The organism is Psychroflexus lacisalsi, from assembly GCF_020164495.1.
Classification (GTDB): Bacteria; Bacteroidota; Bacteroidia; order Flavobacteriales; family Flavobacteriaceae; genus Psychroflexus; species Psychroflexus lacisalsi.
Genome location: NZ_JAIQYZ010000005.1, coordinates 1 through 14743 on the forward strand (window position 1 = coordinate 1; position 14743 = coordinate 14743).

At 33.1% G+C, this 14743-nt stretch carries 12 protein-coding genes; 10 read left to right on the plus strand and 2 right to left on the minus strand.

Annotated features, from left to right (window positions below; translation table 11 throughout):
- Positions 1 to 480: 480 nt before the first annotated feature.
- From LB449_RS11660 to LB449_RS11690, 7 genes are all read left to right on the plus strand, one after another.
- On the plus strand, positions 481 to 1284 hold the full coding sequence (locus LB449_RS11660) for a CPBP family intramembrane glutamic endopeptidase (protein WP_224455278.1): 804 nt from the start codon (positions 481 to 483) through the stop codon (positions 1282 to 1284).
- Between the two features lie 198 nt (positions 1285 to 1482).
- Complete coding sequence (locus LB449_RS11665) at positions 1483 to 1929, plus strand: hypothetical protein (protein WP_224455279.1); 447 nt, start codon at positions 1483 to 1485, stop codon at positions 1927 to 1929.
- Positions 1930 to 1998: 69 nt separating this feature from the next.
- Positions 1999 to 2193: a hypothetical protein gene (locus LB449_RS11670; protein WP_224455280.1), complete on the plus strand. Its 195-nt coding sequence runs from the start codon at positions 1999 to 2001 to the stop codon at positions 2191 to 2193.
- A 749-nt stretch (positions 2194 to 2942) separates the two neighbouring features.
- On the plus strand, positions 2943 to 3359 hold the full coding sequence (locus tag LB449_RS11675; RefSeq protein ID WP_224455281.1) for a hypothetical protein: 417 nt from the start codon (positions 2943 to 2945) through the stop codon (positions 3357 to 3359).
- A 144-nt stretch (positions 3360 to 3503) separates the two neighbouring features.
- Positions 3504 to 4103, plus strand: a complete 600-nt coding sequence (locus LB449_RS11680) for a hypothetical protein (RefSeq protein ID WP_224455282.1) — start codon at positions 3504 to 3506, stop codon at positions 4101 to 4103.
- A gap of 863 nt (positions 4104 to 4966) precedes the next feature.
- Positions 4967 to 6076, plus strand: a complete 1110-nt coding sequence (locus LB449_RS11685; protein ID WP_224455283.1) for a ligand-binding sensor domain-containing protein — start codon at positions 4967 to 4969, stop codon at positions 6074 to 6076.
- A gap of 236 nt (positions 6077 to 6312) precedes the next feature.
- Positions 6313 to 8163, plus strand: coding sequence for an aminotransferase class I/II-fold pyridoxal phosphate-dependent enzyme (locus LB449_RS11690; RefSeq protein ID WP_224455284.1), 1851 nt, complete (start codon positions 6313 to 6315; stop codon positions 8161 to 8163).
- Between the two features lie 50 nt (positions 8164 to 8213).
- Here LB449_RS11690 and LB449_RS11695 read toward each other — a convergent pair whose 3' ends face one another.
- Positions 8214 to 8900: a carboxypeptidase-like regulatory domain-containing protein gene (locus tag LB449_RS11695; RefSeq protein ID WP_224455285.1), complete on the minus strand. Its 687-nt coding sequence runs from the start codon at positions 8898 to 8900 to the stop codon at positions 8214 to 8216.
- Positions 8901 to 9096: 196 nt separating this feature from the next.
- On the opposite strand from LB449_RS11695, the gene LB449_RS11700 reads away from it, so the two are divergent.
- Positions 9097 to 10284 (plus strand): endonuclease/exonuclease/phosphatase family protein, encoded by a 1188-nt coding sequence (locus LB449_RS11700; protein ID WP_224455286.1) that lies wholly within the window; start codon positions 9097 to 9099, stop codon positions 10282 to 10284.
- A gap of 410 nt (positions 10285 to 10694) precedes the next feature.
- Positions 10695 to 12431 carry a T9SS type A sorting domain-containing protein gene (locus LB449_RS11705; protein ID WP_224455287.1) on the plus strand — a complete coding sequence of 579 codons (1737 nt, stop codon included), beginning with the start codon at positions 10695 to 10697 and terminating at the stop codon, positions 12429 to 12431.
- A 171-nt stretch (positions 12432 to 12602) separates the two neighbouring features.
- Here the strand turns inward: LB449_RS11705 and LB449_RS11710 are convergent, their stop codons facing one another.
- Positions 12603 to 13502 carry a zinc-dependent metalloprotease gene (locus tag LB449_RS11710; RefSeq protein ID WP_224455288.1) on the minus strand — a complete coding sequence of 300 codons (900 nt, stop codon included), beginning with the start codon at positions 13500 to 13502 and terminating at the stop codon, positions 12603 to 12605.
- Between the two features lie 670 nt (positions 13503 to 14172).
- Here LB449_RS11710 and LB449_RS11715 point away from each other — a divergent pair.
- Positions 14173 to 14574, plus strand: coding sequence for a DUF2059 domain-containing protein (locus LB449_RS11715; RefSeq protein WP_224455289.1), 402 nt, complete (start codon positions 14173 to 14175; stop codon positions 14572 to 14574).
- Positions 14575 to 14743: the final 169 nt, after the last annotated feature.

The window sequence follows — 14743 nt, forward strand, 5'->3', positions numbered from 1 at the left end:
AAGGCTACCATAAACATCAAATACATCTTTACTAATGTCAACTCCATAAGTTTCTCTATATTTATTCATAAGAACTGATTTATGAAAGAGCATACTACCTTACTCACAACAACTTAAAAACGAGATCCAAAGTCTCACAGAACTGAACGTGGTTGAGATAGTAAAAAGAGAGGGGATTATCAATGTTGACGAAGTCTAAGCTTCACCGTGTATAGTAACCTTAATCCTCTCTTTTGTTCTTTCTGATTTATATCTAAATGTAATAGAAATCAAACTTAAGCCGTATATAGCTCATAGCTAATTAGTTGATTAACCGTAGTTAAAGTGTATTTGGAAAGTCGCCAAATTTTTAAATTTGACGATTTCCAACAAAAAAGATAAATAGTAAAATTTAAAAATCTGGCTTGTGTTTAATCCGAAAATAATCGCTAATTTACACGCTACGAGCCATATACAATACCGTTGCCAGTAATTTGAAAAATGACAGTACTTAAAGCAATCTTACTGACTTTATTTTTGATTTTAGTTTTTGCTCTAACCCAAGTTGGATTTGGATTGTTAGTATATAAAACTGAACTAATACCTGAAAGCTACCAAACACATTACGGAATTACAATCGGGTTATCATTCATTATTGGATATTTGGTAACATTCAAAATTTTCTGGAAATCCAATTTCGGTATTAAGAAATCGCTGAAATTAAAAAAAATTGATTTTAGGTTAATACCCTATTTAATTTTAATAGTTGTCGGACTTCAATTATTGGATAGACCTTTTTGGGATTTAGAAAGAATATGGAATTTTCTAAATTACTCTGAATTCCAAACTGACATTAGCTCATTTAGTGGATTTAGACCAGCACTTTTATATAATACCATATCGATTTTAATAATCGCACCAATTTTTGAAGAGTTGTTTTTTAGAAAATTTCTATTGCAAAATTTATTAAAGAAAAACAGCAAAATAATCGGAATATTAATTTCGAGTTTGTGCTTTGCTATTATACACATTGAAACACTATTGAATTTAGTACCAACTTTCATTTTTGGAATAATTAGCGGACTAATATTTATTAAAACCAAAAGAATAATTTATTCTATAATTTTGCACTTTTTGGTTAATTTAATGGTTCAAACATTATATGTGTTTGACTTTACTTTTGACAGATGGTTGTTAACTTTAGATTTTAATTTTATATATTGGGTAATGTTTTTAATCGGAATTGGAATAACATACTTTGCGACAAAAAAACTACTGGCAACAACGTATATAACTCATAGCTAGTCAGTTGCCTAATCGAAGTTAAGGCATATTTGCGAGTCCGCCAAATTTTTAAATTTGGCTTATTAGTAAAAAAAGATAATAAGAAAAATTTAAAAATTCGGCTCGTGCTTCATCCGAAAATAATTGTTTAATTTGCACGCTACGAGCCATATACAGAGACGTTGTAATTTAGGGCTCAGAAAAAATTAATTGAAAATAATGAATTATAGAAAAATATTTCAAGTTATAAGTTATCTACAATATCCATTTATTTTGCTCGCACTATATTTCGCGGCTAAACCCTATTTCAATGGGTTTGATTATTTAGTTAAAAATCCTGACATTGTTTTTTACAATTACAATTATGTTTTGATCTTTATCGGACTTGGTTTTAGTTTTTCTACACTTCAGGACACAACCAAAACACAAAATAATTTTTCGAAAAAAATATGGGAAAATCCGAAAAAAGGAAAGTTATTTATTGGAATATTATCATTTTTCACCTTCATAATTCTGACCTTTGGAATCTTTGGATATTTTATTACAAACAATGAAAATATCCAACAATTATCATTCGGAACAATAATATTAGGAATTGGATTTATCGGATTTTTAAAGACTGGTTTAGATGTATTTGAAAATCATAGATTAGAAAAAAAAAACTAAACAAAATAACGTATAACCGAGACCTTTTAAGTGAAAGCAAATTATTAAAATTTAAAAAAAGTATATAAAATGAGTAAAAGAAAAATTGGTTTAGTCATTATGATACTTGCAATTTTCATAATAGGAATAGGAATTGGTTTAAAACTCAACAACTCTGAATTGAATACTAATTTGTTTTTAATTGTGGGTTTAATTCTTAATGGTATTGGACTATTGATTTTAGTTACAGCCAAGAAAAAAACGGATAAGCAAATTGAAAATTAATTTCTGAATGTAATATGTTTATGATAGCAAATTTAATTTGCTGATTTTACTCAGATATATAAAAAATTTATTTTAATACATACTTAGAATATCGCCCCAAAATACAACATCGGTTAAGCGCAAATAGCGGGCTTAGTCGAAAAAGTGTATTTTAGATACTTATCAAAAAACAACTAAGCCGACAAGAACGTGTCCCTACTCCACGCTACTTGCCTTAACCAAGACCGTTGCATTTAATTGAGACGCCTTTTTGGAGCGGATGTAGTTCTGAAGTTTAAAATGGATGATATGGGCACGCTAGTGCTCAAGTCTTTTGCGATTAGCATCGTGAAAATGTATTTTCAAACGTTGATAACGTCCTAAAGACTTAATGAAGTTAGCGAATAAAATTGACAAAGTCAAGTGAGCTAACTCAATATCAGTCATATACAGTTCAGAACTAGGGCTCTTGGTACTCTCCTTATACCAGCATAAAGATAATACCAAGAGCGCATCCTGTGTCTTTTATTGGCAGGCGAACGGGAAAGCGTCTCAACTCCGTTACTCTAGCGCTATTGAAACATACACTCTCAAAAGGATAGCGAGAGCAACTAAACACAACTGGCGAATATAACCCATACCTCCTCCGTCATGTTTTAATAAACTATTACAATTGGAAGAATTGTAGTAGTTTTACATTAAGGTCTTGACTCGGTACGGGTCATATCCGCTTTACGTTACCCAACATTTGAATAAAAAACCGGAATTTAATGAAAAAAACAATCGGAATTGGAGTTTTATTTCTGTCAATTATTTCTTGCGGATATTTATTCCAACTTGAAAACGATGAAAAATTGGCGAAAAAAATTGAAACAGAACTGAACTCTGAAAATGGAGCGGTTGATTTTGCGAAAATGACCGATTTTGATTGGGACAGCTTAATAATTCTTGGACCTTATACTACGATAGAAAATGTCGAAGATGAATTTAACTTAAATCTTGCAAATATCAGACAGAACGGAATTCACTATTCTGATTATTATGATTTAATCGTTTTCTTAAAAGACAAAAAATCGGTCAAAATTATTGAGCTTAATAGAGCATTAAGTTCACAACGGAGAATTATTAAAAAAGAGGAAAGTAAATTTAAAACTGGAGAAGACGGAATAATAAAACTGACCGAATAAAAACGTTGGGTAACACCATATATAAGCTATGGCTTGGTCTGTCCTCACTTGGAAAATCCTGCGGATTTCCCAAAGTTAGTTTATATTTGGAGAGGTTCGTGCCAAAACACGCCACAGCTCATATACAAATCCGTTACCACACATATGAGAAAAACGATATTACTTTTAATAATTGCAATTATCTTTACGAATTGTGCTAAATCTCAATCTGAATTGAGCTTTTTGGCGAATGAATTATGTAATTCTTTCGAGGAATCTGATTTAAAAAAATCTAATAAGAAGCTTTTTAAACTCATTCAGAATAAATCGAATGAAATCTATAATAAGTATCCGAAAAAATTAGATTCTCTAACAGAAGAACTGAAAAAAAAATATCCTGACAAAAATCAACAAGAAATAGCTTTAACGGTTGGTAACGAAATTTCTTTGTTTGCAATTGAAAAGTGCCCGATTTTTCAAAAGATAACCCAAAAAATAGCAGTTCCCGAACCTAATAAAAACAAAAAATCAATAACAAATGTTACGGATGAATTATGTGAACTACTGAATAATAGTTCGGACAAAAACACTTCTGCTCTAAATAAAATTGTGGATGACAAACTGTTTGACCTTGTATTTCAGAATAAGGAACTGATTGAGAAAGAATATGGAAACTTTGGTAGTTCGGAATATAAAACTGACTTAAACGCAAATCTTATGAAAAATTGTGATATCTACTATAAATTGATAATGGGGGAAAATTAATAAAATACGTGTGGTAACAAAGAACTGAAGTGAAAACAACTCTTTTCTTATTTAATTTGAGACAAAAAAATATTTCAGGCTCACAAATTCCTAACATAGATTCTTTGAACTTTTTTCCTCAAGTTCGTCCCCTTTTGCCATCTTTAATCCCAACGTAGCTAACGATAGACAATTCAGTTGGCAACAAGCTGAACCCAAGATTCTGTATTCAATAACCCAAAGCAACCTTTTGGTATACATCTCATCTTAAAATAAAAATCGTTACGAAGTTTTTCAATTTAAATAAGGCATATATATTATTCATTGTTATTGTAACAAGTAGTTGTAGTAAAAATAGCGATGATATAATCATTGAACCAGCAGGTTCAGCAGAGTATTTTATAAATAATGAAACAAATAAAGATATTCTTATAATTTACCAAAAATCAGAAGAACTAGGATTCGAAATAGACACAACCGATGTTATAGAAAAAAACACTTCTTTCAAAATTTTTGAAGATGGAATAATTGGAGTCAATCCAGTCCCTAAAAATTCATTTAGTGAAATTAAATTTTATGAATTACCTGATTTGATTACTCCTTTTTCAATGTTATCACCAGTTGAAAATGAAGATTGGACGGTCATCAATCAAGATTTAGGAAGTTCAGGGTATGGATTAACAACTTATGAAATTAAATTGACTGATTAAAGGTTAATATAACATAAAAGCCAGTTACCAACAGTGTATAATCGCAATCATGGCAGATTCGACTACGCCCGAATCCACTCGGAATTGCTAACTTCATTGCAAAACCGAAAATTAACGCATATTAATCCGTAACTGACGGTGATATGAGACCGTTGGCAACAATTAGAAAACACAATGAAAATATTAGATATTAATATTATGAGTCTATTTACAAGATTATTAAGTATGATGCTTTTAATTATCTTGACTAATTCTTGTAAGGGACGAGAAACAGAGAATATAGACAATAAAAAAGTTAATTCGAGTCAACCAAGTATAGAGAAACATAAACCTTTCATTTACACAAACTCAAAACAACATTCTACTTTAAATGGGATCGTTAGGGAATTTGTATGGCAAATTTATCAAGATAGAAAAGGAAATTATTGGTTTGGAACTAACCACGATGGTATTCTCGTCTATGATAATAATTCAATTATTCAATATACTTCAAAAGATGGAATAGGTGGAAATGCAGTAAGAGCTATAACCGAGGACAAAATTGGGAATATTTGGTTTGGCACATCAAATGGTTTAACGAAATACAATGGAAAAGAATTTACTAACTACACAATAGATGACGGACTAATTGACAATGAAGTTTGGGCAATTGAAGTTGACAATACGGGAACAATTTGGATTGGCACAGTTGGAGGTGTAAGTAAATTTGACGGAAATAATTTTGAGACTCTCGAAGTTCCAAAACCTAATGTTCCTAACGCCAAACCTATGCTATCTAAAAATAGAGTCAATGATATTTTAATTGATAAAAATGGACATTTTTGGTTTGTTAACGATAGCTACGGCATCACAAAATTCAATGGTAGTCAATATGAATTTTTCACAACTGAAAATGGGCTGACCGACAATAATGTGGCTGACCTTTTTGAAGATAGTCAAGGAAATATTTGGATAGGAACTTATTATGGAGGTGTAAGTAAATTTGATAGCAAGACTTTTACAAACTTCACAAAAGAAGGAATAATTAAGGGAATAGAGACCTATAATTTTTGTGAAGACAAAACAGGTAATATTTGGTTTTCCGCAGAAAATTATGGTGTATATAGTTATAACGGAAAAGATTTTACCCAATTCACAATGAAAGACGGACTAGCCACAAATACAATTCAAACAATTTATGAAGACAAAAAGGGGCAAATGTGGTTTAGCACTTGGGAAGGAATAAGCCTTTATGATGGAAAAGAAATAACCAATGTCGCTGAAAAAGAACCTTGGACAAAATAAAATAATTGTTGCCAACATTCAACCCTGTAAAAACGATCGTTTTGATTTTCAATAAGACTCAAAATTTATTTTCGTTTAGATTTCGTTTAATTTTTGATTAAACTTGATATTTCTTTGGGCAAATATTCTATTTCTGATGAAAAAATATCTCCTAAAAACCTTAGACAAAACATCTTGTTAAGACGTCTAGCTTTAGCCCATTAAATCTTTATTTTCGCCATTCAAAAGTTACAGAAATGAAAGATAATAAAGTGCTGAATTACGTTGAAGATGTGTTAGAGAACACGCCGTTGGATTGGTTAAAATTAACAACCCACCGTCTAGATATTTATGAGGAGAGTTTAGCTAAAACTCAATTTATAGATCGGTTTGAAGAACTCTACAAAGCCAATAATTCTTCTTTATCTGCACTTAGTGAATTGCCCACCGCTTTTGATTATATAAGGCTGGGACACCCGCTTTCTTCTGTTTTGGAATGGGCTATTGCGCATTTACATCATCTCCAACCCGCACAGGTTATCAGTTTTTCATCTCAAACTATGCCGGTTTTAGCAGTGTTAAGGAAGAATTTATTTGATCATAAGAAAACTCAAATCGCTTACACTGGAGAACTTCCTGATCATTTTGATTTTGACGCGCTAAAACGAGTTTACGGATACAATTTCGAATTAAAACAAGTTGAAAGTGCGGATCAAATTCCAGACTTCAACGGGAGTACTATTTTCATTTCAGAAGAAGATAAAATCGGAGAAGCTGCGTTGAACTCGTCGATTGATTTTTTTCTCACTATGCATGCCGATTTAGGAAGCATAATTGTAGTCAACAGTGAGTATAGCGACAGTTATATTTCAGAAATTCTACATGTCCGTCGTAGAGAATCCATTGCGATGACTCCTGCAGATTCATTTTCTGCTTTACAGCGATTGATTGGAAAATCCCCATCTGTTCATGTCCACAGAGATGTGGAGAAAAATAAAGCAAGTGTGGTTAAATCTGTTCAAAAAATTACGGCTGCCCAATCGAATGTGCTACTTGGCTCCTGTGGGCTATCAGTACAATATGCCATCATGATGGGGCTCATTGATGATGCCATGCAAAAGCATCCTGGAAAAGCGATAAAAATTATAGTTCCGCCAAATTGTTACGGGGGAACAAACGATCAGGCCAGGCGTGTGGTTGCTGCGATTGACAATGTGGATATTTTAGATTTACCAGTGGATCGAGATAATGATATGGTCCAAAGTACAGATCAGGTTTTGAATGAAGTTGCTAGTGAAGATGCTGTCCCTCTTATTATTGCTGAAATTCCTACCAACCCAAGAGTCGAAGTTCCAAACTTAGAAAAACTAAGAGACGCTTTAAATAAAATACGCAAAACACCATCTGTCGAGTTAGCTATTGATCCGATTTTTATTTTAGATCAAACCTTTTGCCCAAACGTGCAATTCTTAAGTAAAGAGGGGATCTTCTCATCGATCCGAACTATTTCTTACGTAAGTGGATCAAAATTTCCTAGTGGAGGTAAATGCACTGCAGGGTATTGCGTTGCCAACGAAAAAGCTGAAAACCTAATGCCTTCGATTAAGAAGCATTTTAAAATTTGTGATAATGAAGCTACTGATTTGCAAGTTGAAATACTTTCAGAGCAATTACCATCCATGAACCAAAGAATCATCGATGCTTACACAAACACTCGTGAATTTGTTGATTTTATAGAAAAGGAATTACCCGAAGCTAAAATCAATTTTGTTCCTGAAGACGTTGTTCAGCAAGGATTTACGCCTTCCGTTTTTTCACTGGATCTTCCAACCAAAGGAAATACAGATGAAGAAAAGGAAACTTATAAAAGGGCTTTAAATAAGAAGTTAATCAACATGATGATAAGTAGAATACCCGATGAAAGCAAACACTGTGTAAGTTACGGGCAGCTAAAGGGTTGCTATTGGACCATACCAGCCACATCTACGCAAGGCACCACCAAAGAAAAAGATAAAGATTACATTGCCCGTGTATCTGTATCGCCAAATCTTAATCTTGAGTTACATAAAAAGGTGTTTTTAGACTTCATCGAAGAAATTGAGTCGTAATTTGATACAAAAACAATTAAATCCATGAGGCTATAATCTAAGTTTAATTCTTACTTTTCAATCCTTTGTTTGTCTTTGAATTGCAAAGCGAGGTCCTGAATGAAAAATTGAAGTTGAGTGTTATTATTGGTTTCAATAGCTTTTTTAATCTCAGCATTATCGACAAGAACATAGATAAATCTGTTGAATTCTTCTTTTGAAATATTTAGTGTAGTTTTTATAAAATCGGATTGATTGTCAATAATAAAATCAAAGTAATCTTCATCTTGATCAAATTTTACCAGCTTCTTAAGCTTATCGGTTCTCCCCGATATTTTATTGAGAATCGGGTCCAGAGGTAAGGAACCTCCTAAGATTGCCAAAAGGTGAATGGGTTTGAAATCTCCGGCTGTTTGAAGCCGCCTTTCATTGGGTGTGAGTTCCACCGCTTTATGATCTACGATACGTAAGCTTACTGCGTTAATATTTGGAAATGCATTTACAGTAACCTCATCCAGAGTATTTACTTTGTCTGAAACTTGAATATTTAAAACTTCTAAAGCAAGAATTACATCAGTTAATTTTTCGTTGAAACTACTGAAGGCTATATGAGAAAAATTTAAAGTATCGCCAGCAGATCCCTTGATCTTAAATTCGCCGTTGTCGTTTGATTCTGAAAATTCGCCAGTTGATATATTTGTAATGATAACATCTTGAACCGGTAAGTGTTCATTCTGAATTTTGCCTAATATCTGCAATTGCTGTTGGTTTTGTGATATTAATACCACAGGAAACAAGAAAAAAATTAAGCCTAACAGCTTCATATTATTCTGAATATTCATTGAATTTAGACTTAGTAGCTTTAAATAAAGTAAGCTTTAACTTTTTTATATCACCAAAGCAATTCATTGAATTAGATTTATTTTATTTGTTGTAATCTTTGAATTTTAATCTATGCGCCTCAAATTTTTATCCATTACATTAATGTGTATTTCGCTATTAAGTATTCAGTGTAAAAAAGCATCAACTAATAAGGAAACTCCTCAGATAAAGTTTGCAAGCTTTAATGTGAGCATGGAGTCCGAGAATTATCTGGGAAGAGGTGCTGAAGGAGTTTCCGCTCAAGTCTTGATAGACAGTCTCGCTTCAGGTAAGAGCAAACACATAATGAGTATTGCAAGCATCATACAAGAAGTAAGGCCTGATGTAATTCTCCTCAACGAGTTTGATTATATTGAAAACCCAGAAGAAGGGGTTGAGCAATTTATTGAAGCTTATTTGAAAGTGGATCAAGAAAACACCAAAGCCATCGACTATCCTTACTATTACTACTCAACTTCCAATACTGGTGTCGAAACTTCTTTCGATCTTAACAGGGATGGAGAATTTGAAGGCAATAGAAACGATGCTTTTGGTTACGGAAGATATCCGGGTCACTATGGCATGGTGTTGCTCTCAAGATATCCTATTGACACGGCGAATGTCAGAACTTTTCAAAAATTCAAATGGAAAGACATGCCAGATTTTCTTGAAACCAAAAGTAAAAATGGCGAAGATTTCTATAGTCCGGAAGCCTGGGAAGAATTCAGATTATCATCAAAGTCTCATTGGGATGTGCCTATTCAATTTGAAAATAAAGTCATCCATGTTTTAGCAAGTCATCCTACCCCTCCTGGCTTTGACGGTGAAGAAGACAGAAATGGTAAACGGAATCATGATGAAATCAGATTTTGGGGAGATTATGTGGATGAACATAAAGGTTCCTACATGTATGACGATAAAGATAAAAAAGGTGGACTTGGTGATGCCTCTTTTGTGATCATGGGAGATTTAAATGCTTCGCCAGATGAAGGAAGCGCCATCAATGACGGCATAAAAAGTTTGCTGAATCATCCAAAAGTGAATAACCAATTCACACCCTCAAGCAAAGGCGGAAAACTACATAGTCCGGACAATGCATTTGGAAAATTTCATACAGTCCTTTGGAGGTTGAGAGCAGATTATGTCCTGCCTTCTTCGGATCTTAAAGTACTGGATCATGGACTTTTTTGGCCTATTGAAGGCGAGCCCTTGCACGAACTAATGGCAGACAGAGAAGCTAGCTCAGACCATAGATTAGTTTGGGTTGAAATTGGAATCTAACTTTAGGTTCTTTATGAGTAACTTAAACTTACAACATTTTGCTTATAATATTATCAGGATATTAAGAAGTCAAAATAACCATTGGCTAATTATTACGATACTTAACAGACAAAAATTAGAACTATAATGTTTTGTCTAATGAAAATTTTTAAACACACTCAAAAAATTCTAAAGCATTGAATCTGCACCAAAGCTTTTGAATTTATATTTTCTGCAGAAAATATTTATAAAGTTTTGATAACAAAATATTTATAAATTAAATAAAATAATTTACTTATTTAACTTAATCAGAATCTAGGAGAATTTTTTCATATTTAAAAGTCCATAATCGTTACAACAAAACTACAAAAATTAAATATTTCATAATTTATTTCTATATTTAGCTATTATTAACAAATAAATTTTGTGTTATGAAATTAAAACTACTTTTTATCAGCTTTTTGTTATTTTCAGTAACTGCAAATAGCCAATTGCTGCAAAAGAATATTGAATTTGCTCAAGCACATTTGATTAATGCCAATTTAGCTCAGGTTAACGATGGAACCAATGATGTTGTTATTGCAAGTAATTTACTAAGCACTGCTTCTCCAGAACCAATGCTAAAGCGCTTGCAGGATGATGGAACTATTGTGTGGGCAAAAACCTACGACGACCAGACTCTGGCAAATGCCAGAATATTTGACATCACCAATTATTTTGATCTTATTTTTATGACTGGCTCTGTTGATGTGAACGGAGTAAAAAAAGTATTTGTTGCCAGAATAGAAGCTACAACTGGTGATCTTTTGGATGACAGATATTACGATATTATTAATACCAATTTTAATTCTACAGGTTTAAAAGTTATTGTTTCCGAGTCTGATGCCACAGGAGATGGAAACCCTAATCCAGGTCTTTTGATAACCGGTTTTTTAGGGAATTGTGCAAATGCTGACCCAAGTTGTAACTTTAACGAAGGCTTTGCTCTAAGAACAGATCTAAATTTAAATCATTTTTGGGTTACAGAAGTCGAATCTTCTGTTTCAGGATCACTTGACTATGATTTTGTAAACGGAGTAGTTGAAACCAGCGATGGGTTTGTACTTACGGGAAGCGCTACTGGACAAGGTAACACAAGTATACAGGCTGGAGCTTTAGCTCACAAAATAGATTTTGAAGGAAATCAAGTCTGGGACAGTAGTTACATTTTCGGAAATTCTAGAGACGTCAGTGTCGATGCATATTACGATTCAACTAATGATGAAATTTTTATGCTTAACAACTATTCAAATCAACACGGTTTTGGAGTTACAGTATTAGATAATGCAAATGGCACTATAAATGCTTCGAAATCGTGGTATGTTAACGAAGTCAATTTTACACTAGATTTCTATGGATTTTCACTTAGGGAATCTTTAGCCTCTGCAAACAATTTGATAATCTACGGATATCGAAGAGAATATTTCGATGGTGCAAACACAAATCAAACTAATATTATAATACACGAATTTGAAAAATCAACTGGTAATCAAGTAGGCACAAGTTATCAGTATTTACTGCCTTACCAAGAGCCAACAGGGGATGACTACGGCTTTTGGGATTCTCAACTACCTTTGATCTATTATCCAGATATGGCTTTATATGATACTAGTGTTACAACCCCCATTCATTATGCTGTAGGATACCGTAATGGAGACTCTGCTACTGGTGGATTTTCAAATATCGAGTTTATGAATGTGGATGCTCAAAAGATGAATGCTTGTGATCATATGAGCTTAAATTTCACAGCAAATGCATTGGGAACTGTCAATACAATAACAAATGTTTCATCTGCTTTAGTTTCTGTTGTTGAAAGTGCAATGGCTATAAACGGAACAGCAATTACTTTGACAGAAGATTCTTGTAGCAACCCATTATCAATTCAAAGTCAGAAACAATTCAATATAAAACTCTATCCGAATCCAGCTTCAGACTACGTTTTCTTAAATGAAGATATTGATATCAAGAAAATTCGCATTATGGACATTACAGGTAAAAAGGTATTTGAAACTAATTCTTATTTAAAAGATGGAGGAATTTTTATAGGTGACTTAAGTAAAGGTATTTATTTCATAAATATTGAAACACGTGATAATGTTTCAGGCAATTTGAAGCTGATCAAAAATTAATTTAGCTTATTTATTATCGTTTATTTTAAAAGCTGGTTTTAAATTTTAACTAGAAAAGAAAAGCATTTTGGAATTATAAAATTGATGAATGATTTTCAATATTTCTGCTAGCAAAAAAAGACACCTCAAAAATTAGGAGGTGTCTTAAAGCTAATAAAAATAAACTCTATTTTAGTAGAGGAAGTTTAAAGCTGTAATGTCATTGGAATTAAATTCTCCGTCTTCATTATTGCTGAAACAAGCCAGCATGATGGAAGTTGAGTCGTAACCACTTGGAGTTCCAGGAATATAATTGGCGCCAACACCAGCAGTTCCTTCATTGGTGTTCTGACCACAGCTTTGTCTACTGAAATAATCTGTATGTCTAAAACCAACGGAATGTCCTATTTCATGAGTGATCACATGCTCAATCACATTGGTATTGTAATTACTCAAACCGTAAATTTGAACAAATTTGAAAGGACGGCCGCCACTAGGAAACCCTGCTGAACCTCCTGCACCATTGGGGTTGTTTATGGTGTTGTTATACACGACCATGTCTTTATTGCCAAAGTTGGTACCGAACGTCAAATTAAAATTTATGTTCAGATTCAATCGGTTATAATTCGCCACTGCCCAGCTCAAAGCTGTTCTTTCCGAAGAAGTTAAAGCCTGACTACCACCTGTATAGCCAATGACATTAATCGTTCTTGGACTTACCAGGGCGTTGGTGCTGTATTGCTTTTGGTGGATATTTTCATAACCGTCAAAATCCAGTTGATCTAGATCTTCAGGAAACATAACAATATCTCCTTCCACGCGAATCACCTCTCTTTTCTCCCCGCCAGGTAGCACCATTTCTTCAAGCTGTGCACCCAAAGGACTCAAATGGTTCTTGGAAATTAAATCCAATGTTTTCTGATCAAGATTGGTGGGCGTTTCAGAAGTATTAACTCCTAAAACGATACGGTCTGAAGTATCTATTTCGTTAGTATCAGCAACTTCGTCTGTCACAGTGTTCTCATTTTCACATGATGTAATAAATAATAATCCCAAAAATGCCGGAACTATAAAGTGTTTAGTAATTGTCATAAAATTTAGATTTAAGGTTAGTAATACTTGCGCAAGTATTCATTAATTTTGCTCTAATTTCATTTTAAATGATCAATTAAGACAATTAATTTTGATAATTTTAGTTTTATTTAACATTTATTTAAGTTTATTCAAGGTGTTTGTATTATTAAATCTCATGGAGATAAAACTTACTTAGACAAGTATGAAAAAATCAGTAAAAATCTTGTCAGTAACCCTGTTTTTAGTTGTAGCCACAGAAGCTTCATCACAAATCACAGCCTCTTTCTAAGCCAATAGTAACTCGTCAAAATTTGCGGTAGGCTAAAATATCAATGAACACTTTTGGGCAGACCTTTGAGTGTATTCCGATACCAGTTTGGATAACATTACACCAGAAATAGTTATCAATCACAACATCGAAAAAAAGCTAATGACGATGTTTACTTTGGCGCAGGCGCTATTCTGAATAACATTAATGCGGTTGTCGTTCCTGTAGGTATTGGCATCAAACCCTTCGAAAGTCTCAGGAATCTATCCTTTAATATTGAATTTAACCCAATCTATGAATTTGACCTTGATGATGTGTTTATAAGAGGATTTATAGGCATACGTTATATCTGAAACTAGGATCTGATAACTCAATTTTAATATATTTACAGTTCAAAAACTAACTAAAAAACTATTAACTATGAAAAAAACACTTTTAGTACTGCTGATCTGTCTTGGAAACTACAGCATCAGTTTAGCACAGGATAGTGCATTTATGGAAGATGCCTTGAAACTTACAAGATTGTCTAATGATGCAGTTGAAGCTTCTTTCGGTCAATTATACGCCATGATTCCAGCAGAAAAACTGGAAGACTTTAAAGAAGAATTAAAACCTGTTCTGGATAATTATTATACCAAAATGGCAAAAGTATCTATGGAGTTTTACAGCCATGAGGACGTAAAACAGCTCTTGGACTTTTACGAATCAGACCTTGGTCAAAAAATGTTGGATGCACAGGCTAAACTGACAGTGAGGAGTATGGAAATGGCTCAACCGCTTAGTATGGAGCTGATGCCAATCGTTCAAAAATATACTAACTAATTTTTTCAGCAGTAAATTTTAAAACACCAGAGCAAAATCTGGTGTTTTTTTTTGAAATATATTCCCCCTGAATCTTGACTTAAGCTTATAAAGCTATGTGTTATGAAAAAAACTTATTAAGTCCTCCTTCCCTATTTTATCTATTTCAACTTCAGTTTACAGCCAATTC

Excerpts from the sequence above, each read along its gene's own strand:
- LB449_RS11660 (WP_224455278.1), top strand. The coding sequence starts at position 481 with ATGACAGTACTTAAAGCAATCTTACTGACTTTATTTTTGATTTTAGTT.
- LB449_RS11665 (WP_224455279.1), top strand. The coding sequence starts at position 1,483 with ATGAATTATAGAAAAATATTTCAAGTTATAAGTTATCTACAATATCCA.
- LB449_RS11670 (WP_224455280.1), top strand. The coding sequence starts at position 1,999 with ATGAGTAAAAGAAAAATTGGTTTAGTCATTATGATACTTGCAATTTTC.
- LB449_RS11675 (WP_224455281.1), top strand. The coding sequence starts at position 2,943 with ATGAAAAAAACAATCGGAATTGGAGTTTTATTTCTGTCAATTATTTCT.
- LB449_RS11680 (WP_224455282.1), top strand. The coding sequence starts at position 3,504 with ATGAGAAAAACGATATTACTTTTAATAATTGCAATTATCTTTACGAAT.
- LB449_RS11685 (WP_224455283.1), top strand. The coding sequence starts at position 4,967 with ATGAAAATATTAGATATTAATATTATGAGTCTATTTACAAGATTATTA.
- LB449_RS11690 (WP_224455284.1), top strand. The coding sequence starts at position 6,313 with ATGAAAGATAATAAAGTGCTGAATTACGTTGAAGATGTGTTAGAGAAC.
- LB449_RS11700 (WP_224455286.1), top strand. The coding sequence starts at position 9,097 with ATGCGCCTCAAATTTTTATCCATTACATTAATGTGTATTTCGCTATTA.
- LB449_RS11705 (WP_224455287.1), top strand. The coding sequence starts at position 10,695 with ATGAAATTAAAACTACTTTTTATCAGCTTTTTGTTATTTTCAGTAACT.
- LB449_RS11710 (WP_224455288.1), bottom strand. The coding sequence starts at position 13,502 with ATGACAATTACTAAACACTTTATAGTTCCGGCATTTTTGGGATTATTA.
- LB449_RS11715 (WP_224455289.1), top strand. The coding sequence starts at position 14,173 with ATGAAAAAAACACTTTTAGTACTGCTGATCTGTCTTGGAAACTACAGC.